This window comes from Buttiauxella sp. A111 (genome assembly GCF_014189855.1).
GTDB classification, from domain to species: domain Bacteria; phylum Pseudomonadota; class Gammaproteobacteria; order Enterobacterales; family Enterobacteriaceae; genus Buttiauxella; species Buttiauxella selenatireducens.
Map to the genome: position 1 here is coordinate 1120817 of NZ_BJFN01000001.1, position 24255 is coordinate 1145071.

Annotated in this window: 21 protein-coding genes and 1 pseudogene; 5 read left to right on the top strand and 17 right to left on the bottom strand. The window is 47.0% G+C overall.

The window, feature by feature from the left end:
* Positions 1 to 63: 63 nt before the first annotated feature.
* The 10 genes and pseudogenes from BSPA111_RS05060 to BSPA111_RS05105 all read right to left on the bottom strand — a co-directional run bounded on the left by BSPA111_RS05060 (position 64) and on the right by BSPA111_RS05105 (position 10169).
* Entirely contained in the window at positions 64 to 1497 is a 1434-nt protein-coding gene (locus BSPA111_RS05060) for a hypothetical protein (protein WP_183270072.1), read from the bottom strand.
* 618 nt (positions 1498 to 2115) lie between these two features.
* A complete protein-coding gene (locus BSPA111_RS05065; RefSeq protein WP_183270073.1) occupies positions 2116 to 2454 on the bottom strand; it encodes an ogr/Delta-like zinc finger family protein in 339 nt (112 codons plus the stop codon).
* A gap of 306 nt (positions 2455 to 2760) precedes the next feature.
* Positions 2761 to 5448 carry a DUF927 domain-containing protein gene (locus tag BSPA111_RS05070; protein WP_183270074.1) on the bottom strand — a complete coding sequence of 896 codons (2688 nt, stop codon included), beginning with the start codon at positions 5446 to 5448 and terminating at the stop codon, positions 2761 to 2763.
* A gap of 99 nt (positions 5449 to 5547) precedes the next feature.
* Positions 5548 to 5793 (bottom strand): hypothetical protein, encoded by a 246-nt coding sequence (locus tag BSPA111_RS05075; protein WP_255459229.1) that lies wholly within the window; start codon positions 5791 to 5793, stop codon positions 5548 to 5550.
* Complete coding sequence (locus tag BSPA111_RS05080) at positions 5790 to 6383, bottom strand: host cell division inhibitor Icd-like protein (RefSeq protein WP_183270075.1); 594 nt, start codon at positions 6381 to 6383, stop codon at positions 5790 to 5792. Before BSPA111_RS05080 ends, BSPA111_RS05075 begins: the two co-directional genes overlap by 4 nt.
* 95 nt (positions 6384 to 6478) lie before the next feature.
* The gene (locus BSPA111_RS05085; protein WP_183270076.1) at positions 6479 to 7483 is read right to left on the bottom strand and encodes a P2 family phage major capsid protein; all 1005 of its coding nucleotides are present in this window, start codon (positions 7481 to 7483) and stop codon (positions 6479 to 6481) included.
* A gap of 21 nt (positions 7484 to 7504) precedes the next feature.
* A complete protein-coding gene (locus tag BSPA111_RS05090; protein ID WP_183270077.1) occupies positions 7505 to 8374 on the bottom strand; it encodes a hypothetical protein in 870 nt (289 codons plus the stop codon).
* A gap of 52 nt (positions 8375 to 8426) precedes the next feature.
* Positions 8427 to 8654, bottom strand: coding sequence for an AlpA family transcriptional regulator (locus tag BSPA111_RS05095; protein WP_183270078.1), 228 nt, complete (start codon positions 8652 to 8654; stop codon positions 8427 to 8429).
* Between the two features lie 544 nt (positions 8655 to 9198).
* A pseudogene (locus BSPA111_RS22790) lies at positions 9199 to 9315 on the bottom strand (IS1 family transposase); the annotation flags it as partial.
* A gap of 17 nt (positions 9316 to 9332) precedes the next feature.
* A complete protein-coding gene (locus BSPA111_RS05105; RefSeq protein ID WP_183270079.1) occupies positions 9333 to 10169 on the bottom strand; it encodes an AraC family transcriptional regulator in 837 nt (278 codons plus the stop codon).
* A gap of 136 nt (positions 10170 to 10305) precedes the next feature.
* Here BSPA111_RS05105 and BSPA111_RS22625 point away from each other — a divergent pair, with 136 nt between their 5' ends.
* From BSPA111_RS22625 to BSPA111_RS22630, 3 genes are all read left to right on the top strand, one after another.
* A complete protein-coding gene (locus BSPA111_RS22625) occupies positions 10306 to 10875 on the top strand; it encodes a DapH/DapD/GlmU-related protein (protein ID WP_183270080.1) in 570 nt (189 codons plus the stop codon).
* A complete protein-coding gene (locus tag BSPA111_RS05115; protein ID WP_183270081.1) occupies positions 10872 to 12038 on the top strand; it encodes a hypothetical protein in 1167 nt (388 codons plus the stop codon). Before BSPA111_RS22625 ends, BSPA111_RS05115 begins: the two co-directional genes overlap by 4 nt.
* Positions 12039 to 12202: 164 nt before the next feature.
* A complete protein-coding gene (locus tag BSPA111_RS22630) occupies positions 12203 to 12736 on the top strand; it encodes a hypothetical protein (protein WP_255459230.1) in 534 nt (177 codons plus the stop codon).
* Between the two features lie 19 nt (positions 12737 to 12755).
* On the opposite strand, the gene BSPA111_RS05125 is transcribed toward BSPA111_RS22630, so the two are convergent.
* Both BSPA111_RS05125 and BSPA111_RS05130 read right to left on the bottom strand, forming a co-directional pair.
* Entirely contained in the window at positions 12756 to 13799 is a 1044-nt protein-coding gene (locus BSPA111_RS05125) for a hypothetical protein (protein ID WP_183270082.1), read from the bottom strand.
* Positions 13800 to 13879: 80 nt separating this feature from the next.
* Entirely contained in the window at positions 13880 to 14818 is a 939-nt protein-coding gene (locus tag BSPA111_RS05130) for a lysozyme inhibitor LprI family protein (protein WP_183270083.1), read from the bottom strand.
* 330 nt (positions 14819 to 15148) lie between these two features.
* On the opposite strand from BSPA111_RS05130, the gene BSPA111_RS05135 reads away from it, so the two are divergent.
* Entirely contained in the window at positions 15149 to 16246 is a 1098-nt protein-coding gene (locus tag BSPA111_RS05135; protein WP_183270084.1) for a hypothetical protein, read from the top strand.
* Positions 16247 to 16301: 55 nt separating this feature from the next.
* Positions 16302 to 18830, top strand: coding sequence for a toxin-antitoxin system YwqK family antitoxin (locus BSPA111_RS05140; protein ID WP_183270085.1), 2529 nt, complete (start codon positions 16302 to 16304; stop codon positions 18828 to 18830).
* 495 nt (positions 18831 to 19325) lie between these two features.
* Here BSPA111_RS05140 and BSPA111_RS05145 read toward each other — a convergent pair whose 3' ends face one another.
* The 5 genes from BSPA111_RS05145 to BSPA111_RS05165 form a co-directional block, all read right to left on the bottom strand.
* On the bottom strand, positions 19326 to 20084 hold the full coding sequence (locus BSPA111_RS05145; protein WP_183270086.1) for a hypothetical protein: 759 nt from the start codon (positions 20082 to 20084) through the stop codon (positions 19326 to 19328).
* Positions 20085 to 20201: 117 nt separating this feature from the next.
* On the bottom strand, positions 20202 to 20603 hold the full coding sequence (locus BSPA111_RS05150; RefSeq protein WP_183270087.1) for a hypothetical protein: 402 nt from the start codon (positions 20601 to 20603) through the stop codon (positions 20202 to 20204).
* A complete protein-coding gene (locus BSPA111_RS05155; protein ID WP_183270088.1) occupies positions 20576 to 21865 on the bottom strand; it encodes a phosphatase PAP2/dual specificity phosphatase family protein in 1290 nt (429 codons plus the stop codon). Before BSPA111_RS05155 ends, BSPA111_RS05150 begins: the two co-directional genes overlap by 28 nt.
* Entirely contained in the window at positions 21862 to 23622 is a 1761-nt protein-coding gene (locus BSPA111_RS05160; protein ID WP_183270089.1) for a bifunctional alpha/beta hydrolase/class I SAM-dependent methyltransferase, read from the bottom strand. The genes BSPA111_RS05155 and BSPA111_RS05160 overlap by 4 nt, the downstream gene beginning before the upstream one ends.
* A complete protein-coding gene (locus tag BSPA111_RS05165) occupies positions 23615 to 24253 on the bottom strand; it encodes a lysophospholipid acyltransferase family protein (protein ID WP_373925625.1) in 639 nt (212 codons plus the stop codon). Before BSPA111_RS05165 ends, BSPA111_RS05160 begins: the two co-directional genes overlap by 8 nt.
* Positions 24254 to 24255 lie beyond the last annotated feature (2 nt).

A 24255-nucleotide genomic window follows, 5' to 3' on the forward strand; every position in this document is an offset into this window, starting at 1 on the left:
ACTTTAATTTTACTTAATAAAATGGAGTGTGACATGCACCCACCATTTTACCTATTGATGCCATTAATCGATTAGAAAATTCCACAACTTTCTTAATGAATGAAAATTTTGATTTCCACCATCCATGTATTCTTTACATAGAACTTCAAGATCATCATCATCAATAGAAAGTATAAATCCTCTTCCATCGTTTGCAGTATCTAGGCATCGTTGCCTAAATAATTCTTTGTCACGAATTTTTCTACAAACTAATATCCCTACATTCCCCCTATTTCGAGAAAATCTGCCAGCGATTTGATCTAGTTCTGGGTTAGCCACATCAGATGTGTAATTTTTACATTCTACATAAATTTTAGGACAAGTATAATGTTGTAAAAGCCAATGAAAGAACCCATATTTAGCTTCATTAACATAAGTAATATCTATTCTTTTTCGACCTTGATGAATTTCATGTTGCTTCGTTGGGAAGCACAATGATGGGTAGAAAATTAATGAAAATAATTCCTCAATCAGATTCTCATACTCACCAGCTTGTTTAGCTCCTGTTTTAATCGACTTTAACTTGCTTAAAAGCGGTGTAGCATCTACCTTTTCATTAATTGCTTCTAACTCATTGAATATTTCATGAGATAATGGCGCTGAAGGATTTATTTCCTTATGCTTTTTATAATCTTCGAACACATCAGGTCGTTTCAAGGTTTGATTTATGACAGAAGGCTTATCTTTCCCATATTTATCTTTCAAACTTTTTTTAGTGACGCGCCTCGTACCGTCTTTTAAGACTTCAATTAGTGATGAATTGTTTCTTAAATGCTCATCTTGCATTTCTGGCAGTAAATAATGTGTGTAGAACTCATCATATTGTAGACACAATCTATGTCTTACTAAAACCTTAGGAACTAATATTATTTTACCAAATGTGGTCATTGGCAAAGAAACAAATTTATTATACCACTCTCCCTTGTGCGGATCCCATATGGGTCCTGAGTCAATATCAGGAGTTAAGGGTACACCATAATATTCACACATCTTTTGAGTGTATTCAATTAATGGCCCTCTTAATATATTACTTACAGCATCAGAAATCATGTCAGTTCCAATTCCTGGTATCAATAATGCCGTATCCTCTAGATCTTTTAATAGCCCACTTGATACTGCTTTACTCTGAGTTAAAGCATTCCAAACTGAATGTGCAGAACCAGCGCCAAAACCGTGCCCACGGGATCTCCCTGACGAATAGCCTAAATGGAATTCATTTCTTTCATTTAGTGATGCCAAAAGGCGTTGTGCTTCATTGTTTTTTCCAGTCTTAATTAACTTTAAGACTTTCTCAAAAAAACTCTGCAAATGTGCAATTAACTCATGCCCCCATATTGAATCAAGAGACTTTATGGCTCCAGGATCAAGGAAAACGGGTAAGTCAGTGTCAAGCGGTATATCAACGAAATCGAGATGTGCCTGTGTGCGATTGAGATTAAAATATTCTGAAAAGCGCATAAAGACTCCTAAAAAAATCCCTCAACATAGTGTTCAACATTAACACTATCATTTTTTTTCAAGAAAAAATTGCATATAACTCAATTTTTTGAGACTCATTTTTTTCAAAGCATTGCATGTTGCAAATATTAAATTCTTGAGCGTCCCTGAAATCTTATCTTGGGAGTGCATACCTTTGTCTCTGATTGTCCGTATTCAAGCACAGCAGCTAGGCTCAATATCATAGCCAAAAAATAAAAAGATAATTGACAAAATTGGCACTACACCGCACCCGCCTACGGGTTTCAGATCATAAAAAGTTTTCAGTTTTATTTTTCTACAAACGCTCACGCCATCCAGCGCCACTACTGGGGTTCTCGGTGTAGTGTGAAACTGAAAACATTGAAATTACTTTCAGTATTTTTCAGTTTTGAGGCGCAGACATCATTCTGAGGAAAAATGTAACACCATGATTAATCTATTATTTATGTATTTTATGTGGCTTCGAGTTATGGGATGGGAGGAAAGGGATATTTAGCGATTGTTCGGAAACACTTTATTGAACAATCGCTTAAAGAAAAAAATCACAAACAGTTACTGAAAAATCCCCACAACAAAACTACGTCGAACTTTTTACCTTCACCCGCCCCGCAGGTTTTGAGCTGAACAAGCCTTAACTGCCAATTTATCGTTTTGCTGTAACTTTTTGTCGTCACTCTGCGCCCTGCTGAGCATATCAATCATATCCTGACGCCGTTCCGGTGGTATGGACTCAATCACCCCCTTAAGCATATGCCCGTGTGTAATAGCACTCGGACTTAGCGTATGTGAAAACGTCACGTTCATTACAAAGGTGTGTCCACATTCAACATTGCTGCATGCACAATAAACATCAGAGATTTGGGCATGTTTGCGATTGGTTTTCTTAATCATGGCAACTTCACTGCACTCCGGGCAATAAATACGCATTACTCGCATAATGCCGACTCCTTAAAATTGTTCAAAAACGCCCGCCAAGAATAAAGCATCAACGGGAAGTTATTTTTAATTACCATTGCTTCATTTGACGAGGTAACAGCGGTAACACTGGAAACACATATGATTTATAAAGATAAATTCTGTTACCACTTCGCTTTTCACTGTGGCAACAACTGGTAACAGCGTGGTTTTTGTTACCTCTGTTACCACTCGTGTTTTCTGACTGGTAACAGCTGTATCCCGCATGACTTACTGTTGTTACCTCTGTTACCAGTGTTACCTTAGAAAAATAAGGCTCACGCGTAGTTATTCCACTTCAGAGCTACCCAGTACGCAGGTATTGAACTGATACACACGTTTAAGGCCTATTTCTGGTAGGCGAAGGCTTGTCTGGGTTCGCCCATCCTTACCCGGCTCCAGCCATCCCGCGCTAACGCATAATCTGGCCACCTTACGCGCATCGAATCCTTTACAGATTTCCTTCCAGCCTGAAGGCAAGACATAGAAAGTTGTGACTGCTTCGGTGTCTTTATTTCCCAGCTCGACCTTACGAAAGCCCATCATGGCCACTGGTCGATGGTCGTTGTTGTGCCAGTCTGCAAACCGACTGAACTGGTTGCGGGTCATAAAATCACATACCTGCTCCAGTGCAGCTCGATCTTCCTGATTGGCTGAATGGCCACGATCTGCCATCCATGCAGCCAAGCATCTCTGCGCAGCCTGAAAGGCTTCCCCTTCCTTCCAACCAGTAATACCGGCACGGGTGGCTAGCTCACCGGCCATTGCAACAAGGGCAAAACGAGTCACCGCGCGGCCAACCTGGTTTCCTGCATCTGCGGGTGTCATGCGTCGTGTAAAATCCTTCAGCATGGCTTTGGCTTCACCGGTAATACCTGTTAAGTCCTGGGTAAGATGATGCAACCAGTCCCTAAACGGTGCACCGTGCTGCTGGGTTACAGCTTGCTCCAGATGCTCCGACAATGCTTTACCACCGCTAAACCCATGCAGCTCTTCAAACACACCGTATTTCCCTGAATCACTGGGTATCTGGATCATCCTGACTTCAACACCGGCGTACGTTCGTTCCCCAGCATTCGCTGCATGCTCAACAAGTGACAACTCACCGGTAGAGAGGAACAGCAGGTTCCAGCGGTTAGTTTCGCGTACTGAACCATCAGTACGTGCCCTAGCTTTTCCTTGGCCATTTGCGAGCATATAAGCAATATTCCCCGCTTCGCGCCCATCGACTTCTCTTATTTCATCCAGCATTAACGTGGCGTCGTTTCGACGGCTGGCCGTTCCCTCCAGCGCGTTGCCGGTTGCCCGCCATGTATGCCAGAAATCGGTTCCACCACAGACTGAAGCCGAAACTTTCATTGTGGTGGTCTTGCCGTCTGTGGATTCACCTTTCAGGTGATAGCCACCACCGCCGACACCCACCATGCGCAGTAATGGTGCAGCAAAAGCAAGGCTGACGGCGAACGCCACACGGGCATTCCCGACACAATAGCGGCTTATCTGCTGCCGCCATTCTTCCGTTGTCCCCATAACGCGAAAATCCCGCCCCTGGACACTGGAAGTTTGAAGGATCACCGACTCAGCACCTTTACCAATCACCTCATCTTGTAGAACGTATACACCACCGTGCCAACCCGTTTTATTTACACAGGTAACTTTACGTTCGGGCTTGCAAAGGGATATGTATTCCATCAGATGCGCTCGTGCCATGCCGTTGATGTTGATATAAGACAGGCCATTTACCAGTAACACGCGGCGCAGCTCCTCGCCGCTTCCACCCAGCATTTCCATCGGCATCGCCCATTTACGGCTGTTACCGTAGGTATCTTCCCATTCCAACAAGCGACCATAATTACTACCATCGGCATCGCAGGTAATCGCCGTAACTCGTAACGGGCTGCAAATTTTGATATTGCGGATTTCAGTATCGCCATCCGACTTATTCACCAGTTTGTCGTACCAGAGATATTCTTGGGTCAACCTGAACCCCTGCGGCAGTCGTGTCCTACCTTTTCCGTGAAGTGTCATTTCCTCGCGGAAGGCTTCACGGGTACGCTCCTGACCATGCTCCTGCCGGTAATCATCCCAATCGGCTTTATGCCGTGTAGGCGGCAGGGTTACCCATCCATCAATTGCTTTGGCTGCTTTCTCAGCCCATACACGCCCGGTGTTCTCTTTCCCATCAGTCAGATCGTTATCGCCAGCGATAATGATCCGTGCGTCTGGCCATCGCTGACGCATTTGCTGTGCCACCTTTACAAGATTAGTGGCGGCAACTGCGGCTACAACAAGGCATTCGTTTACGGCTGCTACAGTTAGGCCAGTGGCGTAACCCTCAGTAATCACAACCTGATCCGCAGCTTGTTGTTCCGTACCCGCTACATGAATATATGCACCTGAAAGCTGACTCCCCGGCAGAAGGCTTTTATCTCCCAACGGGCTGATAAGCTGACCGCCAGTAATATTCCCGGCAATATCATTCAAGGGGAGCAAAACCGCGCCCGGAGGGAAAGACGTTCCGGCCACCTCAAGGGATTGTGTTAACAGCGGAAGAATATGGCCGTGAAGCCCCCGCTGCGTCAGATAATCACATTCACCGCCGACACATTTTTCCCTCAGCCTTGAATAACGTTGTGCACCTTTATCTGCGGTGAGAGCTTCTTTCCTGGCTGGCTTAATTGAAGCAGATGCCACTGCCGGTAGAGAGAGAACATCCGCTACCAGAGAAGAAACCTGTTTTATGTCTTTACCAGAAACCAAACGCACCAAATCAAGACCATCTCCGTTACCACACTGGTTACAGAACCATGTTCCGCGCCCTTCTTTATCATCGAGACGAAAACGATCTTTGCCACCACAAGATGGGCATGGCCCGTGATTTTTTCCAGTTGGTACTTTGATACCCAGCGCAGGAAGAATTTGCGGCCAGCGGCCTCGTGCTGCTTCACAAACAGCGGAAACGGTTTTCAGTGTCATATGGATTTCTCCCCATACACAACAGGTATGAGAAACCGCAATATTTTAACGATGTAGCTCTTGAATAAGGCTTTACAGAACAAAATGGTATGAAGGTATTTAGTGCTGTTCATCATGCACCTCTTCTGCCATTCGGTTGCTTTGCTTCACCACACATTCCATCTGCTCAGCAAGGCAGCTGAAAAGTGCCGCTACCCCTTCACCGGAAACAGTCCTGTTTCCGTCGTAACAAGATCCGTAAAGTAAATCAGCGACAAAAGCAGTGGCTATGGACACTCGCAGCATGCGCTCTTCGCCTTCTTCACTCAGCGTCATAGGAATGTCAGTACGATGAACATTAGTCATGCCGTTACCTCCCTGTTTGCGTGAACGGGCAAACGTCCCGCAAAGGAAAGTACATATTCCGGAGCCAGCATAATACGAGCAGAGTGTTCATCAGATGCAGTAATACGAACGCGACAAGGCTTCGCTTGATAATCAGCGCGCCGAATAGCCAGAAACAGGAAAGAATACTGAGGGTGTTGAAATACAGGGGTAGCGGCCATTATGGCAACCTCCGTTAGATAGCGGGTAACGCTACCACCGGGGTTCCTACGCCCAAAACTGGTGGTAGCCCAAACGGGGGTAGGAATACCGGCTCTAACGGATACCGGCCAGCCCGAGAGCTGCCCCGCCTGGACTACCATAATTTTGATGATGTGGCGCAAAAAGCATATAGCCAACACTGAGCACCACACCATGAAATACAGGTGCGTCAAAGCTGCGACATAAAAAAACACGCCTGGCGCGTGTTGTGTCGCCGTTAGATAACTCGGGTTCCTACGCCCGGCAACCGATTTTGCGGCTGCGGGAAAACTATAGCCCGTGAGATCCTGGTGACGCAAGAAATTTATAACCGAAATAATAATATTGAGTATCTGTTTAGTCCCTGGCATGCTGAATGCTCCTTAACGTAAGAATTGCGTTAATGGTTTCCTGTGGTAGTACTCAAAGCCCGCCATCATTTCAGCGGGCTTTTTTACACATGAAGTTAGCCAGCCAAGGTAATGGCACTCTCATCTACAGCGGCATAAAGTTCTGCATCCCCCAACGCATAGCCTTCATTACGCAGATAGGAATGAGTGTATTCACAATTATCCTCATCAAATTCTGCGCGGAAAAAGCGAGTATTAGCTTGGGTATATATATGCAGGTTATTCAGAGTTGTAACGGCAAGACGTTTACCCGGCATAAATGGCGGTATAAATGCAAAGCGTCCAGCTACAGAACTGGTAGCCATCTGCGCTGCATTAATGTCAGCCGGACGATCTGCTGCATTGAAAATTTTCAGACGTTGCTGCGCAGCCAGTTCGGCACCAACCAGTACAACGAGGCGCGGATCTTCCCTGAAAGGTTCGGCAATGACATTTGTGATTAAATGATTTGCAAGCAGGTCGATATTTTTCCACTCACCAGACTCACCCAATGAAACCGGATCAGTAATAATCTGTTTTCCGTCCTGAAAATCCTTTGCCAATGCGTGCCAGCCAATGTTCACATCCTCACCCTTCTTATTAGCTTCAGGGTTGGTGGTATCAGCAATCGACGATCCATTAAAGCCAATGCGTAGCATATCCAGTGCGTAAGCCTGATTAAAAAAGGCATTCATTTCTTCATCAAAACTACCTGCTTTGCCGAGATTATAAATCTCAGCCATTTCGGCATAGCTGATCCTAGCGCTGGTATCCGTCTCCGAAAGCCAGAATTCAGTACCGTTAATCGCAACCTTTTTACGGAAACGGCCACCTTCAACCCTGCCGGTATGTAATTCACTGGCTCCAATATTAATTGCGTGACCAGAACAAGCATTAATATCACGGAGAGTGATATTCCCCATCATCCAACCGGACTCTAACAAAGCAGCTCTTAGGGTATTTTCTTTCGTTGCTGTTAGAGAAAATGAACGACTTCCACCATTATTATCGCTAACACCATTGGTAAATTTTTTATGATAGCGTTCAGCTGCATCTGGTTTTGATTTTTGAAAAGCATACATGTATATATTTCGCCTGTTATTTTAATGAGTGAATAACTTGTTCTTTCTTTTAGAAAACGTCTTTTGATTATATATGTACTCTACATAATCCTTGTCACAAACAATGGCTCGCAGGAGCAAGTTATCAGATTGATAATATTCCCTATAAGCTAAAGTACGACTTACACCGCCATTATCAAGATCATATTTATCTATCGGAAATGTGCATAGCTGTATGATTTTATTCACTGCCATTGCAAGTTTATCTAGCGCTCCAGTAATAAACTGCACTGCATTTATTATTTCTGGCACACGGCAAGTATTCATAAATCCCGTAGGAATTACTGGCATTCGAGTGAATGTATTTAATATTTTCCAGTTGATACCTTCACCGATATGCCTCACACCCTCTGCGAGTAGGCCTGGTAAAGCTTTAAAATGATTTAACCTTGTTTGTTGTTCGATCTGTCGTGTCAAAGCCGACTGATAACGGCGCTCAACATCATCACGATCCACACGGCTTTGCCGACTCCCTTTAGCCACAGAAATGCTAGTGGGACTACTGGTGAGCCGTTTCAACATTCCCTCTGTATCGCTCACTTCCCGCTGACGAAAGGCATACTCCTCTTCCTCACGGCGGCATAAAATGGCACAGCGTGACAGCAAAATATTTATTTCTTCTACCGTTGCTTCACAAGCAGGGATTGTATGCCCTGTAAGAGCAAAAAGTTTTTCACCTTCTGGGCGAAGTTTATTAAGAAGATGAATCTCAATAATACGAGCTACACATGCTGCGTCGCTGCTTAAATTGCCAAATGGGGTAATTGTGTATCGTTGAATAATTTCAACGTTATTATTTTTCAATGGTGGAAGAGTGCAGGAAACCACTCCCGCAATAGCGTGATTACTCATGGTAAATTCCTTTATGTATTTATTTTATTAGGTCAGCGAATAAAAATTAAATTTAGCTATTTTCATCCCTTCTCTTCACATTTCCTTTTATCCATTGCTGCACTTCATTTTCTACCCATGCAACAGAGTTAGATCCAATTTGTACCTGAGTTGGAAACTCATTGGATTTAACCTTCATGTATATAGTGGATTTTTTTAAACCAGTTATATTCATTACATCTGCAATGCGTATAAGTCGCATATTTTCTGGATGTGCGTTCCCCGTAGGCAATAAGCTCATGGCTATTTCCTTTTATTCTCGATTAGTTTATTAGGATTCACTTGGTCTTGTTTGGACGGGTATATATTTGCACAGGAATAGAATTAGGTAAAGTTTACAAGATTTCATCTAATTCAAATTTTTTGAACTACGAGGAGTGGTGAATATTAGTGAATATTGGTGAATATTAGTTAATATGCCTAATCGCAAACCTCATAAAGAGGCTGTTGGTCTTGAATTTTGATGAATGAAAATGTAACAAAATATAAATCACAGAGATTCACTACATTAGAATTACTTGTATAGGAGCGTGTATAAAAGATCTCTCACAAAAATACAAAAACTAATAAATTCAAATTAATAGTCATCATTATCGATTCCTGCAGGGGACACCATTTCTCACTTTTCCTCAGCTCGTATCAGTCCTTAAACCCCCAGTAACTCCGTACCCTTACTAAAATCTCCGTTAGCAATAGTTCATCGACAGCCGCACTCTTTAGCGGTTAAAAAACGAGTAAATAAATTTACCTACCGGATTTTTATCCATGCGTAGCACAATCAGCGCTGACGCTTTTTGTTGCCGACAAAGGCCCGCATTGATACTGACATGTAACGCCCGTGCAGAATCACGAATACCTGTATTATTCATGCCAAGGTCGACGCTTTGGATGCATGACCCAGGCATCCACTACGAGTTGTTTAGTCCGGGTGCTGGTTTTCCCGGATTCGCAGTACTGAAGGTGGCTGCCCGCAATGTTTTTTGAAGCTTTTGCTAAAGTGAAATTCGTCGCTGTAGCCACAGACGGTTGCTATCTCCTTCAGGTTTAGTTGTGTGTATAAAAGTAACTTCTTAGCGTGCTCATAGCGGATCTCACTCAAGTAGCTTTTGGGACTCTTGTGCAAATACTGCTGAAAAATACTTCGTAAATATGAGGAAGAAATTCCGTAACGTACCGCTAATTCACTTATCAATAGCGGTTTACTGTAGCGACGTTCAAGATCATCCTTAATCTGTAAAAATAGCGTATAACCTTGTCTACCCTCGGGGTGGATACTGGCCTGAGCCTGAAGCAATTCATATATGAGCTCATAGATAAGAGATTGGGTCATCAACTGGCTTCCGGTACTTCCAGGCACCCAATCAGCAACAATGCGCTGAAATAAATATCCAAGCCGTTTGCCCACTTCTCCTTCTGGTTTCATTATGAACTGGAGGGGTAAAGCCTCCAGCGGGTGTACCGTTCCCTGGTTAATGGCTGAGGGTGATAAGGTATAGAGAGACAGTAGGATCATCTTTATTCGCAAAGGATCCTCACTGCCGCAACGCATTTCCATCGACAGACCTGGCCGCAGATAGAACATCATTCCCGGCGATACTGGATGGTCTTCGTCAGTACGGAATATCCCTCGACCTTCCTGAATCCAGTAAAAACTATGTACATTGATATTCTGGCGGACATCCTTCCACTGAGGGAACGTGATCTTATCGTGGATCCAATGAATATCTATGGTCAGATTCTGCACAATACTATCCATCGGTTTCCTCCCGCGTAGCTCTGATTTACCTAAAGCGTTTTTGACAAACCAAACGTGTTTATTATGCCATACCTCAGTGATTACGACATTGCTACACTCAGCTCATCAAGAACGGGGATTTTTAAGGAAAACAGTGATGACTGAACCAACATCCACCTCACGTAAGGCGCTAGATTATATGCCCTGGATTGGCCCCACCAGCCAGGAGCAGAAGGCGCAAGCATTACATCAACAGCAGCTTTCCGCCGATTACGACTGTACTTTCGGTGAGCTTTGTTATGTCTCACCTTTGGCGATTGTTTTACCGGATAAGCTGCAAATGGGGGATCGGAGTTACATTGCAGGAGGGGCAATTGTACGCAGCGCACGGCTCATCATGGGCAGTGACTGCTCTCTCAACAGCTACAGTGTTCTGTCAGGCGATATTACCATGGGAAATGGAGTAAGGATTGCATCACATGCGAGCATCTATGGGTTCAATCACGGATATGAATCCATCGATATACCGATCTTCCAACAGCCTTTGACGACCAAAGGGATCACTATTGGAGACGATGTATGGATTGGGGCCAATGCCGTTATTCTGGACGGTGTAAAAATCGGTTCCCACAGCATTGTTGCTGCCGGAGCAATCGTTACCAAAGATATCCCTGCTTACAGTATTGTCGGCGGTAATCCGGCCAGGATCATTCGTAGCCGTATATGACCGGTATAGTCGAAGATTTCGTCAAAATGGCACCCTCAGGCATTTATGCACAAGTTAAATTTTCAACAATGAGAGAGATAGAAGATATGCAACCATGTGGGTTGTTGTCACAGAAACTGTCTGACTTCGGCAAGCAGGTGAAGGAGCAATTTATCAATCTGCTGGCGTTTTACGCTGAGACAACAGAGCAACAGAAGCTGTTTCGTGACCGGCCTGGACATAAGCAGACTATCAGAGCGTACTGTGATGCGGTGGAGATTGCAGCGATGTTCAATAGTTTGCCACCAGGTTGGACACAAGCGGAATTGATTAATAAATTACAAAGATTCCAGGATGACCAAACCGGATTGTTGCCCGACCCGCATTCGCCTCCAGCCCTGGATGACCAGCCTGAGCTGTTATCTGATCCCCTCTCCCGTTACCATCTTCTTGCTGTAGGGTACGCGCTTGAAACTCTCGGCTCCGCGTTGCTCCATCCGGTAGCTGTTGTTGAGAACATGGATTCAGTAACCTTGTATAAGCAGTTGAATAATCTGCCATGGGAAAACAATGCCTGGGGTGGGGGGGACTGGATCGACTGCTACGCCACAGGTCTTTACCTTAACATAAAGATGTTTGGCTCAGGAAAACGTCCCGATGATCTGTTTGGCTGGTTGTCGAGCCATTGTGATATAGACTCCGGCCTCTGGGGGTTACCCACCACTGAAGAAGGTTGGTTGCAGCCGGTAAATGGTTTTTATCGGCTAACCCGAGGGAGCTTTGCTCAGTTCAATATTCCCTTACCTTACCCGGAGCAAAGCATTGATACCGTGCTGGCTCACAGCAGGGATCTCCGGTTCTTTAGTGCGGAGAATCTCAATGCATGCAACGTATTGGATGTCGCTCATCCTTTATGGCTCTGTCTTAAACAAACTGACTATCGGCGTATAGAGATCTGCTATTGGGCAAAGAATATGCTCAACGAAGTCCTGAGATTCTGGGTTCCTGAACGAGGCTTCGCCTTCCAGTTATCACAGCAGCAAGACACGGGTTTACAAGGCACAGAGATGTGGCTCAGCATTGTCTACATATTAGCCGATTTATGTGACTTAAGTTCATCCCTGGGTTACACCCCAAAAGGAGTGCATCGCATGGAACCTGCCTTATCCTTAGCCATGAAATAACCCACGGAACCGCCACTTACTTGAGAGTTTGCTCATTGAGTCGCCTCTCCACTATTGGTGAAGAAGATCACCTTTCTGGAACCAGAACTCAATCATTCCATTGAACCCGTATAGAAAAAGAATAATCATAGTGATGGGAATGCATTTATATATTGGAAAGGAAAATGCCAAAAAACAGCTCAACACGCCGCTCATCTATTTTTTTCATCGTGTCATGCTGCATGATATTTTTATCAATTCAGAACTCATTTGCCTCTGACTCATTGCCAAAAGGAAAAGATTACCCTGCTGCTCATATTTACATGGGTAAACCCTCTGAGCATATTGATACTACCGATGAGTTCACGAACTCATTTCGTACTCGTTTCAAGCAAGCTATCCAGGGCGATGTCGTTTTTGCCGGAGAATATGCCCAGGCAGAATGGGGATGTGGAGGTTCTGGTTGCCATGTTATCGCATTTATCAACAAACGAACTGGCCTGGCTCTCTCTAGCTCATTTATGGCTTATGACGCCGGTGATAGCGAAACGCCGAAACCTATAGGCGAAGAAATCCTTTATATAAACAAAGGAAGTGATCTTCTTGTCACATATGAAACAAGCGACTCTTCTGATAAGAAATTTTATAACTATTATGTGTTAGATAAGAAAAAAAACGATCTAACGTTAATCAAAAAAGTACAAGATACATCTCATTGATCTAACGGGGGTGATTAATCTAACCGCCTCCATCACTTGTTGCGTGTCCACTATTCGCGGGTAGGATCAGCGCCTCCAAAACTATCTTTGTCATCTGTTGTTCAAAATATTCTGCATGCAGATATCTCTTTTCTTTATATTTTTTATCTGTATCCAGGTAGGGTTGATGTAAAGTACATTCCGGAGGAGTGGCAGAGATAATGGTATTAATAATATCTATTGGCATCGGGTATTCAAAAAATAGCTGCCCATGGCGATAATTATGTTTAATTTGCCATTCCGACAGGTCATTAAAGAAACAATCTGACTCTGGTTTTGGAATAGCGCTGGCTTTTTCGCTGCCCCAAACAGCAACAGCAAGGTTGTATAACCCATGCGCATGTGGCCAGAACATTTTATTGAGCTTAGTAACCCCGTACTCCCTCACCCGCGGTACATTTTTACAATATAAATCGAGTTGAATCCCTGCTTCTGCAACATTGCCATCAAGGAGTGCGATGAGATAACGGATGATCAAGAGATCGCCAGGGGCTTGTTTAGTCACAAGTAGCGCTTCCGCTTTTTTCCTGGCATCAACTTCAAAGTCACTGCGTTTGTACCATAACGCCATGACTAAATTAGTTATCGTTATTATGACAGGATGGCCATTGTCACTCATGCCAAGCTTTTCAGGCAAAAGAAGTGGAACACGGGTAAACATACCTGCAGCAAGAATATCCAGAGTTACCCATATATTAATGCAGTGATCGCATCCTGAATCCACACCCAGCGTCACATGCTTAATCATGGCAGACTGAAGCAAAACTGAATGGAGTACTTCCATATTGTTTGACAATATAGCTGTCTTGTATCCCAGGATATCCGGTACACGCTTCATTCTAAGCATAAAAAGCCATGAGTTCACTTGCTCCTGAAGTGAACACTCATTGTGGTGATGTTCATGAATATCCAGGCATTCAGCTAAATAGTCCTTCGTACTCATCCATATCAAGGCATTTTTCTCAGCTTCTTTTTCGTATTCTCGTTGATACGCACGTTGAAATTTTTCTGAAATATAACCCATGAAATCACCTGTAAATTAATATATACCCGTCATACTTCAAGCTGCTTATGCGTTGGCTGTACCCGCTCACCCCATCTTATTTATTCTGATGTTTCAGCTTTCTTTTCCGTTGTTTTCCATTGGCCATTGACCAATTTGCGCGTTGTGATCATCATCGTATTTTGATTATTACCGCTTCCTGCGGCTTCAGTGATTTCCTCAATGAGTACAGGCTGATCATTGTTAATTTTCCATACTTTAGATTGATGCCAGCAACACCCGCTTTTGGTTGATGTTGTCAGGGTTCGAGACTGAGGATCAATATCAAACAGCCCCAGATTTTCGCTACCGAGCTGAGTTAGCGCATCATTCTTAACAAAATTTTTGGACTTCGGTTTGTAAAGTAACACTTCATACGAAGGGCCACCGTAAGCCCCTTCATTGCCCGTTCGCAGGGCGATGTCATCGAAGCCATCAAAGTTAATGTCATCAACAACCAGGCCACTGTTATTGTCGCCATACATCTCAACCAAATTTGCCGTGGCTTTCCCTTTGCTATCGAGCTCAATAAAGATATTTTGAGGCTGCAAATGCTGCACAAGCTTTCCGGTATCTTTGGTAAAAATATCTAACATTCCAGGCCCTTCGCAGGTTGGATATGAATTGTCCTGATCACAGCCGGAAACTGAAAGTACAAAATCCCATTGCTTCGATGCGGTATGGATCACTGAAATATTATCCACTGATGCCAATTTGCTGATCCGCGATATATAGCTATTGCCGAGACAGGAAAGATCATCACTACACAGCTGGCGCTCTTTTAACCAGCTTAGCTGCTGATTTTTTAATAGTTCTTTATCTGAGTGCTTTCGAGCTAAGGCATAGCTTTTATTCAAAACAGCATCAAGCTGCATCAAATACGGGCTGGCACATATTGCGGTGTCATCTTTCAATGTCGCTTTTGAACAATCAATTGCCATCACCGACACAGGTAATGTCAATAACGTCACGAATGTAAATACTCGATTAAAGCTAAGCATACTTATATTCCCTTATTGGTAGTAACGCCAAAAACACTTTCTGTGTCGTTGAAAGAGCTTAAATTTCAAATACCCTGCTCACCAGACCCATTTTGCCCTGGGGATGACCAAAGTAAAATGATTCTGCCTGCCCTGTACGCGGGGGAAAATGACTGCATGACGATAAAATGGGATTCTTTTTGCGGTTAATCATCACGTTATCGGCTCATTGTTCTTCAGGATGAAATTGATAATTTGTATAATTAAATATTAGGCATTCACAGAGACAGCACTGTTGAAGCGTTCTGTTGTAAAGGAAGGTGAGTGCCGCAGTATCAGTTAAGGATAATCATGATGTTGCCATCTTTCGTCGGCCATCGGTCACGCCGTTCGCCTTTCCTGCTTCGTTTGTCCCATCCCGTTCTCACCGCATGGCTCGGCATCACCCTGGCCATGAACTGCACGCCAGCGTGGAGCGCAGAATCGCCCGCCCCCGCGCTTCCTACAAGCCAGGAGATTAACTGGCCAGCGGGCACACAACTGAGTGTCGAGCTGGAAAAAGGCCGCCTGAGCGTGATTGGACGTGACGACGATAAACCGACCGTCACCCTGACGATCAACGCACTGGAGCTGACGCGCCCGGAAAATGATCAAGCGCGCCAACTGGCTGAGCTGCCAGCACCGATCCGCGAGGTGCGAGTACAAGCCGATGGCAAACACCAGCGCGTAATTTTACCGGCACCACCGTCGCTGGATCTGATGCAGGTCAGCGGCGTACAAGCCACTCTGGCCGTGCCCAGGCATTATCAGGACGTGCTGAATATCCGGGGTAAACAAGTGGATCTGGACCTCCAGCACTTCTCCGGCACCCTGTCAGCCAGTACCTTGACAGGCAAGATGACCGCCAATGATTTGCAGGGCATTATCCATCTCTACAATCAGCTAGGCAGCTTGCATACCAGCAATCTCAGCGGCACCTTGCGCCTGCAACAGGCCGTCGGGGTACTAAATGATACCGCCAGTCAGGGCACTGTGTTTTATCAGGTTATCCGCGGCCAGTTGGCCGCCAATAGCCAGGCCAAAGACATCAGCATCGAGCAGATTGACGGCACGCAAAAAATCCAGGCCACCCAAGCCACGCGCTTTAGCGACAATCTGCAATCGGGCCAGGCGACGATCCTGCTCCCGGCCAGCGTACAGCAAGGTGAAATTCAGACCGTCAGTGCCGCGCTGTCCGTGCAAGTCGCACCGGACTTTGCCGGTAGCGTACAGGTGAATGGGGGCGCAGGTGGCAACATCGTCAACCAGCTGACTTCCGAGCAAGCCAAGCCTGGCCATCTGCCTTTACCCGACAAAGCTCTGACTCTGCAACGCGGCAGTTCTGATGCAAAGATTGCTATCAGCACTATCAACAGCACCATTACGCTGTTACCGCCGCAGGCTCAGTAATATGCCGTCCAATCAACGTACTTCGCGCAGACGTTTTTTCAAAGCAGGGAAAAGTATGACTGGTAACCGATTATCCCGCCGCTTCCGGCGTGGTTCGATATTGCTATTAGGTGGGCTGTTAAGCAACGTACTGCCCTGGTCAGCACTGGCAACGCAAGAAACTAGTTCGATTGAGGCTGTGGCAGATGGCGCTTCATCCGCACCCGCAGCCCCCTCTGGCGAAGCTTTGCTGCAAAGCAAAGCGGTACATGGTCCGTTGCCGCTGCCAGATAGCGAAGAGCGTTCTGTGCTGGGCTTTTATCAACAGGGCGACACGACCTACGCCCTGTTCAGCCGCCCCGATTACCAGGATGACAGCCAGACCTACCATGACGTTATCGATAGTTTTACTGATGCCCGCGTCATCGCGGTCTTTTTCCAGGATCTCGATGGCGGCGATCGCAATGAAGTGGTGGTGATGTATGAAGATAAACACGGCCAGCATTTGCGTGCTTATGCCGCCTCGGAATCGAGTTATTACCCGCTCGCCGCCATGCAGGCAAAGCTGGATACCATTGCGCCCACACTCAAGCCTTTTACCGTGGCATCCAGTCGCAAAGCTTTACGCGTCTTGCAACCGCAAGACTATCGCATCTCTTACGACTTACCTGCCGATAGCCCACCAGAAATCCAGGCGCTGCTGCGCGGTCAACTGGCCAGCCCAGCACAGCCGGTTGGTTATGCCGATGAACAAGGCTACCCCGCCAAGAGTGCGGCTTCAGCTTCATTTGCGATCACTCGCTATCCAGCACTGACGCGATCGGTGACCACTGCCGATGGCCAGGTCCTGACCTATGTCCTGACCCAAATCCTGGCCCGCATCGGCCTGTGCCAAACTGAAGAATTGACTTTTGGTACATGGAAAGTGGGCTATATGCGCGCCGATAAAACGCCGGTCATTTTTGAAAGCAACCTGGAAGCGTCATTAGCCAGCCACCAGGCGTCCCCCAAACCCGACTATGACGGCCCTTTCCTGCAATTCAATGTCAATAACTGCCATGCCAGCCCACAAATCCGCAGCAACTATGTCCAGGGGAAAAAACAAGGACATTGGGAATTTATCGATACCGAAAATGGTATTGCACTAAAAAGCGGCGAGTATGTTGACGACCAACGTCAAGGTGCCTGGAGCGAATGGGACAACGCCAGCGACAGTTACTGGCGTGGGCAATATAAAGATAATCACAAAGAAGGTTTATGGCTGCTGTCCACAGACAGCCAACCCCCGGTCGTGCTGGCGCGGGAAAACTACCGCAATGGTCAGCTCAATGGCCCGACCGAGCGCTATGAGCAGACAGCCAGCACCACAACCCAGCCCAACCCGCTGAGTTTGCTCTACAAAGGCGAATACCGTGACGATAAGAAAGCGGGCCACTGGGTAGAGACTCATGGTGACAAACGCGAGGAATCGGAATATCTGGATGGTGTGCTGCACGGCGTACAAAAAAGTTATAACGCTGACAATGTCCTGATCCGCCAAAGCACTTACCAGCAAGGCCTGCTGGAAGGCGAAGAGCGGCGTTTCTACCCGTCCGGGCAATTAGCCGAAATAACGCGCTACGTGCAGGACCAGCCAAACGGCGAGCAGTTTTTCTTCTATGACGGCAAAGTCAAAACCGGCCCGTTGTCGCAGTTGAAAAACTGGAAGCAGATCGCGCCGAAAAATCCGAAAGCTGATTGTGATCCACAAGATCGTGAACGCTGTACTCCCGCTGGAAAGCCGCGAGCATTCAGTCTCTTATCCGGGGAACAGCGTGAATACGCCGAAAATGGTCGCCTCACCCGCCTGTATTTCCAAACCGGCGAAACCAAAGTCGGCAACGCCTACGGTTTCACTAAAAGCGGCCAATTGAACAGCGTCACGCCGTATGTCAACGGCAAAGAGCAAGGGGTAAGAACTCTGTATTCAACCGGCACCCAACAGGACGACAACCGCTTAATTCAAGTGTTGCCCCAATGGGACAACCGGGTCACCGGCGTGAGTTACGGTTTTGATAGTAGCACCGACAGCCTGCGCGCCATCGAGCAAGCCTGTCAGAAACCTGATGAAACCTATGCGGGTAGGCCCTATCTGTGGAGCAATGCTGGTGCCAGTTGTGGTTCACAATTTTATTTTCATCCCAACGGACGTCTGAAGCGCATCACGTGGAAAGACAGTAATTGGGACATCAATGAGATCGGCTATGGCGAAGACGGCGCGCTCGCATCAGAGCAGCGTTATGCGGGAAGTAACGTCTTTTACAACTATCGCTATATGTGGAGTTATCGCACCGTCTCGATAACCAAACAGGAAAGCCCGGATACCCGTACCGAAAAAGGACGCACCTTTGCCGTACTGATCCGCTCGCCCAGCCAGACCGGGGGCTATGAAAAATCCTACTCCAATGGCCGTCTTCTCGACGAAAGTATCTTCACCGGTGCCGATAAATACTGCTGGCGGCGCTACGCTAAAGACGGCAGCGTAGAGAGAAGCAAAGGTCCGTGTGATGGGCTCCCGCTTGCCACGCAGACTCCAGTTGCAACGCCAGCAACACCCAGCAAGTAGCGATCGGCATGCACAAAAAAAGCGGCCTTCAAAACTGAATGGCCGCTTTTTTATCTCTTACATCACGTTAATCGCCGTTACTCAGCCTGCATAGCATACGAGGCCAGATTTTTCCGGATAAGGGATGGCAACCCCGTCATGTGGTCATAGCTTTTTAGCGAAAAAATAGTTCGCAGAAACGGATATAACTAAACTTATGGGCGCCATGATATATCCAATGACTTTAATGATCTCATGGAACACTTCATCACCCGTGTAGAATGATCCCAGTATATTTTGGGCATATAAAAAATAAAGTGGTTTAGCCAATAAAGAAAGTAATAAGAGCAACGAGATAAATAAACCAATGGTCGAAAATGTCAAAACAACAACCTTAATCATGATATCTCCCGGAACAAGATTCTGTCGCGCTGATAACCTGTTGGTTTTACAGTGGCCTGTCACTGCATCCTAACGGATATAACGCACTCCGTGGATATAGACAGGCCAGATAAATTACCACCTGAGCGTGTAAGGTTTCTCTCCTGCTCCCCATACACCGTCATCACTTTGTTCAAGCATCATACCTATCCTGGCCCAGTTTTCCTTTTTGCTATTATGCTTTGGATAATCTTCAGGGTAATACGGGAGTGCATCCATAAGCACTTTATCGGCAAGCCACGGGGTTTTGCTCAAATCGGGTTTCCATAAAAAATTCACCCACGAAACTTTATGAGGATTGTTATCAAATGGATTTTTCGTGGGTTTTGTGAATTTTTCCATGCCGCCGTATAAAACATATGCGCAGAAACTATTTGTCAGGAAAACAATTTTGTTGCCTGATTTAGAGATAATCGGTTTACTCTTATCATGGCGGAGAAATTTTTCACCCTCTGGCGTTAGCTCAATATAACTCAGTGGGAATTCTTCTCCTTTTATATAATCAGGATCTTCAGGATACAACGAACCTTTTTTCGCATTAATTTTGACGGTCATTAATTTATTTTTTATCAGAGAGTCAATATCTTTTCTCATCTCTCCTCCGGCGGTTTGAAGAACAGATGTTTTGACATATGCCGGTAGTTTATGGCCAAAACCAGGAAGAGTAATACAGGCATTACTCGGAACATTATTTAAATCAACTAAAAACCCCTGGATAATATTGTTGATTTTTGTCTCATCGAGTTGTTCTTCATTTGATGCAGCGAATGAAATGTCAGAAATCATTGTGGATATTAATCCCAATGCAATCAAATTTCGTTTTTTTAACACCATGACTTATCCCTTTATAGTCGATTACCGTGAAGCCGTATTTTTCAGCTTCTGAAAAAAGTGCTCTCTTTGAGTATCATGCTGGCCGATTCCCCGCCGAAGCTTATGCTCAATAAAACATCATATCAACGCCATTAGCCAGACGACCCATAGCGCAGCAGTGACCCACATTGTGCGTCGACACTGTTTCAATGCGCCCTGCTGGCGCTCGGCAAGGGAGAACGTTTTCAACTTTTCGCGCTGCCAGATAAAGCTCAACGCCTCTCCCGCTTGAAGGTTATTTTCTTCGTTTAACACGCGAAAATATCGCGTATCCAGCCAAAGACGCCAGCAACCAAACCAGACTATGCCGCACAACAACACGATAACGACGCGAGTCAGGTCCGATGGTGCTTTAAAGAAAGCCCATACCATTGGTGGAACGGAAAACAACAGAAAGAAACGCCAGCTATCCAGCGTTTGTTGCACCAGGAGCGACTGTAGCGCGCCTGTATTTACGGCATCGTTATTGTTGTCTTCCATTTTTCCAGCAACTCCAACTGTTCTGAGGTGAAAACGACCTGCGGACGCGCTTTACGCACTTGCTTAACGGCATCTGCGCAAGCCAGTTTCGGATAACGCTGTAACAACCAGGCGGCTGCAACCAGCGCACTGCGTGAAAGCCCCAACGCACAATGAATAAGTACACTCCCCTGCGTCGTGCGTAAGCGCTCCAGTTTCTCTACCGCCTGTGCCAGTGCCGCTTCGTCAGGTTTCACCAGGTCCAGCATTGGCACGCATTGATAAGTTACGCCCTGAAGCACGCGGGAGCGGGGAAACTCACTGGTCAGATCCAACACTGCACGCTGTTCGGGTGGCGTGCGCGGGTACACACCTAAAAACACGCCATCAATCACGGGGCTCATCGCCGGGAGATGACGAGTATAAAGCCGCATAGAGAGCATCATCCCGATACGCCAGGGGAGCAGTAACCACCACACCGCTGGCGTCAGTCGCCCTTTTCCATCTTTTTGAAGGGCTTGCGCACCAAGAATACCGTAGGCAAGTGCCACAATCGTCAGTGCCAGTGTTGGCCACCACAGCCAGGTGGTCAGAAAGGTTCCAGCCAGGCAGACTAACGCACCGCACAGATAGCGAACCGCCAACGTTTTGCGTTTCCCATCAGCCACTCGCCAGCCCCATTTTCCCTGTTCCGGGATCAACCAGTCGATCACCATACCGACGCCCAGACCGGTTATCACATCAATAAAGTGATGCTGCCAGGTCGTCAGAACAGAAGCGGCAATCAGCAAGAACCAGCCGCTATTTAGCTTCTGCCAGGCTCCCTTCAGATGGCGATTGAAATGCCGCCACAGCAGCCAACACAGAATAATATGTAACGAAGGCGACTGGTTGTACGGCAGGTCAAATTGTTCAAGCTGCCCAAATAACCAGCCAGCCAGGCCGGTTACCTCTGGTCTGGTAAAGGTAAACTGCATGGGAAATAGCAAAAAACCGGCGCAGGCGACGATTGACGCCAGGATAAGCCGGCAGACCAGCCGCCGCTGTTCGTTTAGCGATGTGCAGATAAACAGCGACAGACCGTACAGCAAATCCAGGCTCCAGTACGGGAGGATAGTCAGCGGCACAAACGGAATGTACCGCTCCCAACTAAACACCAGGCTGCCAATGTTTTCGCGTCCGGCTGTAAAGTGATTAACCTGCCCATAGGTTAAAAAGAAAAAGGGAGCGAGCAGGATTAACCAACCCAAACCCTGCAAATAAAGGGAACGTCGGTTCGTCATGATTTGCGGCGCACCGCCATGGAAACGGTGAAAATGCCCCATTCATCAATCAACTGGTTGCATTTATCAAACCCCGCCTCCCGCACCAGCGCATCCATTTCTCCCTGAGTACGAACGCGCATCACCCACCCTTTGCCATCTTTATGACTAGTGAGTGACCAGGCGATAGTTTTTAACTGCGGGTGCCAGGGTTGCCCGGTGTAGATCAGAATACCGCCAGGCTCTATCGCGTCAGCCAGCCCGGCAAGCGAGTTACGCACCAGCGTATTTTCCGGGAACAGTTCGTACAGACCAGAAACAATCCCCAGCGTTGGACGAGGCTCGAGTGATGCCAGTTCTTCACGGTTGAAAGCGTCACCGCGTTCAAAACGTGCATACTCTGCCATTCCGCGAGAGGCAATCATCTCTTGTCCTTTCGCTACGTTTAACTCGCTGTAGTCGCGCAGCAAAATATGGCTCACCGCCTCTTTACCTTCCAGTGCGTCGAGCACGTAGCGCCCGTGCCCGGCGGCGACATCAACAACGCGCACCTCTTTGCCCTGCTCTATCAGCTGCGAAACCGCCTGCTGAATCAGCATTTGCAGATGGATTTTTCGCTGGCGGATCCCCTTCCACCCCACGCTATTGAGGTAGTTTTTGTCAATCAAACGCCCCAGCTTGCTGCTGCCCTGAGGCTGATTAAGATAGACATAATCCAGCGTACTACCGGAATCAAACCCAGTATCAAATCCCAGACGTACCCCCGTCGACTGCGCGCCCAACGTCTTCATACCAAAACGCAAACCACGATACGCAATATCCTCAAACGAGTAAGGTTCAGGCCCCCCGCTTAACATTCGCCAGGTATCAGCACCAGGGCTCCAACGGTCTTCATGACTGTAGTCAAAACGCTGTGGCGGCATGGCATAAAGCGTGTCAATAAACCCGCGGATCTTGTCGAATGCCAGATGTCTCTCTTTTTCCCCCAACGTATCGTGATAGAAGCCCGGCAACACGTGCAGCTCTTTCAGTGGATTGCGCAACCGCTGGTAAAAATCAATCTGTGGCTGACGGTGCACAACGTAATCTTCACCGGAGACCAGCAACTGCGTGGGCAAGGTAATTGCGCTGGCGTCACTGACAATCCGCTCCGCTGTTTTGTAGAGATCGAGCAGTATATTCACCGCAATAGGCCGGGTGATGAGTGAGTCCTGATTGAAGCTCGCGACGCGTTCCGCATCGTGCGTCAGGTACTTTCCTTTGACATAGGAGTTAACGAAAAAGAGACCGCGCAGACGGTGCATCAGTGCCAGCCCCGAACGGGCAAACGGCACATACAATTTGACCTTAAACGCGGGAGATGCCAGCACCAGCCCGCGAATCGGTGGCGCGTAATCATGTGCCCAGGTCGCTGCCATAACTGCGCCGACGCTTTGCGCAATCACGACCACATCTTCCATTGACGCCTGGCTATCCGCTGCCGCGAAGCGGACGAACTCTTCAACATCCAGCACCGAACGGGCCAGCGACGGGCTGTAGCCGCGCTGACCGGGTGAGCGGCCATGACCACGAGCATCCCAGGCATAAAACGCGGTATCCGGCATCGACAGCTCATCGACTATGTGTTGCAGACGCCCGGAATGTTCATGCCCGCGATGAAACAGGACAATCACCTTCGGTGTTGCACCTGGCGATACGGCAGGCCAGTGGCGATAAAATAACTCAGCGCGATCGCTGGTCAAAAACTGCCGCTCGTCCGGCGTCCGGATATTACTCATGAGGGTGATTTCCTGTTGTTTGTTGCTGAAGAGTCAACAAGCGCTGCTTCAGTTCGTCCATAAACACTTTTTTCTCGGGATGAAAACTCAACGCGTCACCAATACTGACATCAATAAATAATGGCAGAGGAATACGGTTACCTTTCGCCATCACCTGCTCTGTCCCGCGCAACCAAACCGGAATAATCGGGACTTCCGGCAGGCTTTGACTCAAATGCCACAGCCCGGATTTCAACGGTGACAGTTCTCCCGGCTCGCCACGCGTTCCTTCAGGAAAGAGGATCAACGTCTTGCCATCACGTAACGCCTGTTCACACTGCGCCAACGGGTTGGTATCTCCGCCCTCACGCGAGATGGGAATAATGTTGAGAATGTTGAGCGCAAACCACGCCATGCGTTTATCACGCAGAAAATAGTCGGCAGCAGCGACCGGATGAATCTTCGCCTGCTGGCGTAAGGGAAAGAGCGAGAGAAGTGCAAAAACATCCATATGACTGTTGTGATTCGCCACCACAATCGCCGGGCCGCTTTTCGGCAGCCGCTCACGATGCCTGACGCGCAGACCCAGCCAGAGCCAGATCACCGGCCAGACGATGCACAACGTAAAGAGCGTGCGAAGAATTCGTATCATCA

Bases quoted from the DNA above. Each gene is read 5' to 3' on its own strand.
- BSPA111_RS05060 (WP_183270072.1), bottom strand. From the start codon at position 1,497: ATGCGCTTTTCAGAATATTTTAATCTCAATCGCACACAGGCACATCTC.
- BSPA111_RS05065 (WP_183270073.1), bottom strand. From the start codon at position 2,454: ATGCGAGTAATGCGTATTTATTGCCCGGAGTGCAGTGAAGTTGCCATG.
- BSPA111_RS05070 (WP_183270074.1), bottom strand. From the start codon at position 5,448: ATGACACTGAAAACCGTTTCCGCTGTTTGTGAAGCAGCACGAGGCCGC.
- BSPA111_RS05075 (WP_255459229.1), bottom strand. From the start codon at position 5,793: ATGACTAATGTTCATCGTACTGACATTCCTATGACGCTGAGTGAAGAA.
- BSPA111_RS05080 (WP_183270075.1), bottom strand. From the start codon at position 6,383: ATGCCAGGGACTAAACAGATACTCAATATTATTATTTCGGTTATAAAT.
- BSPA111_RS05085 (WP_183270076.1), bottom strand. From the start codon at position 7,483: ATGTATGCTTTTCAAAAATCAAAACCAGATGCAGCTGAACGCTATCAT.
- BSPA111_RS05090 (WP_183270077.1), bottom strand. From the start codon at position 8,374: ATGAGTAATCACGCTATTGCGGGAGTGGTTTCCTGCACTCTTCCACCA.
- BSPA111_RS05095 (WP_183270078.1), bottom strand. From the start codon at position 8,654: ATGAGCTTATTGCCTACGGGGAACGCACATCCAGAAAATATGCGACTT.
- BSPA111_RS05105 (WP_183270079.1), bottom strand. From the start codon at position 10,169: ATGGATAGTATTGTGCAGAATCTGACCATAGATATTCATTGGATCCAC.
- BSPA111_RS22625 (WP_183270080.1), top strand. From the start codon at position 10,306: ATGACTGAACCAACATCCACCTCACGTAAGGCGCTAGATTATATGCCC.
- BSPA111_RS05115 (WP_183270081.1), top strand. From the start codon at position 10,872: ATGACCGGTATAGTCGAAGATTTCGTCAAAATGGCACCCTCAGGCATT.
- BSPA111_RS22630 (WP_255459230.1), top strand. From the start codon at position 12,203: ATGCCAAAAAACAGCTCAACACGCCGCTCATCTATTTTTTTCATCGTG.
- BSPA111_RS05125 (WP_183270082.1), bottom strand. From the start codon at position 13,799: ATGGGTTATATTTCAGAAAAATTTCAACGTGCGTATCAACGAGAATAC.
- BSPA111_RS05130 (WP_183270083.1), bottom strand. From the start codon at position 14,818: ATGCTTAGCTTTAATCGAGTATTTACATTCGTGACGTTATTGACATTA.
- BSPA111_RS05135 (WP_183270084.1), top strand. From the start codon at position 15,149: ATGATGTTGCCATCTTTCGTCGGCCATCGGTCACGCCGTTCGCCTTTC.
- BSPA111_RS05140 (WP_183270085.1), top strand. From the start codon at position 16,302: ATGACTGGTAACCGATTATCCCGCCGCTTCCGGCGTGGTTCGATATTG.
- BSPA111_RS05145 (WP_183270086.1), bottom strand. From the start codon at position 20,084: ATGGTGTTAAAAAAACGAAATTTGATTGCATTGGGATTAATATCCACA.
- BSPA111_RS05150 (WP_183270087.1), bottom strand. From the start codon at position 20,603: ATGGAAGACAACAATAACGATGCCGTAAATACAGGCGCGCTACAGTCG.
- BSPA111_RS05155 (WP_183270088.1), bottom strand. From the start codon at position 21,865: ATGACGAACCGACGTTCCCTTTATTTGCAGGGTTTGGGTTGGTTAATC.
- BSPA111_RS05160 (WP_183270089.1), bottom strand. From the start codon at position 23,622: ATGAGTAATATCCGGACGCCGGACGAGCGGCAGTTTTTGACCAGCGAT.
- BSPA111_RS05165 (WP_373925625.1), bottom strand. From the start codon at position 24,253: ATGATACGAATTCTTCGCACGCTCTTTACGTTGTGCATCGTCTGGCCG.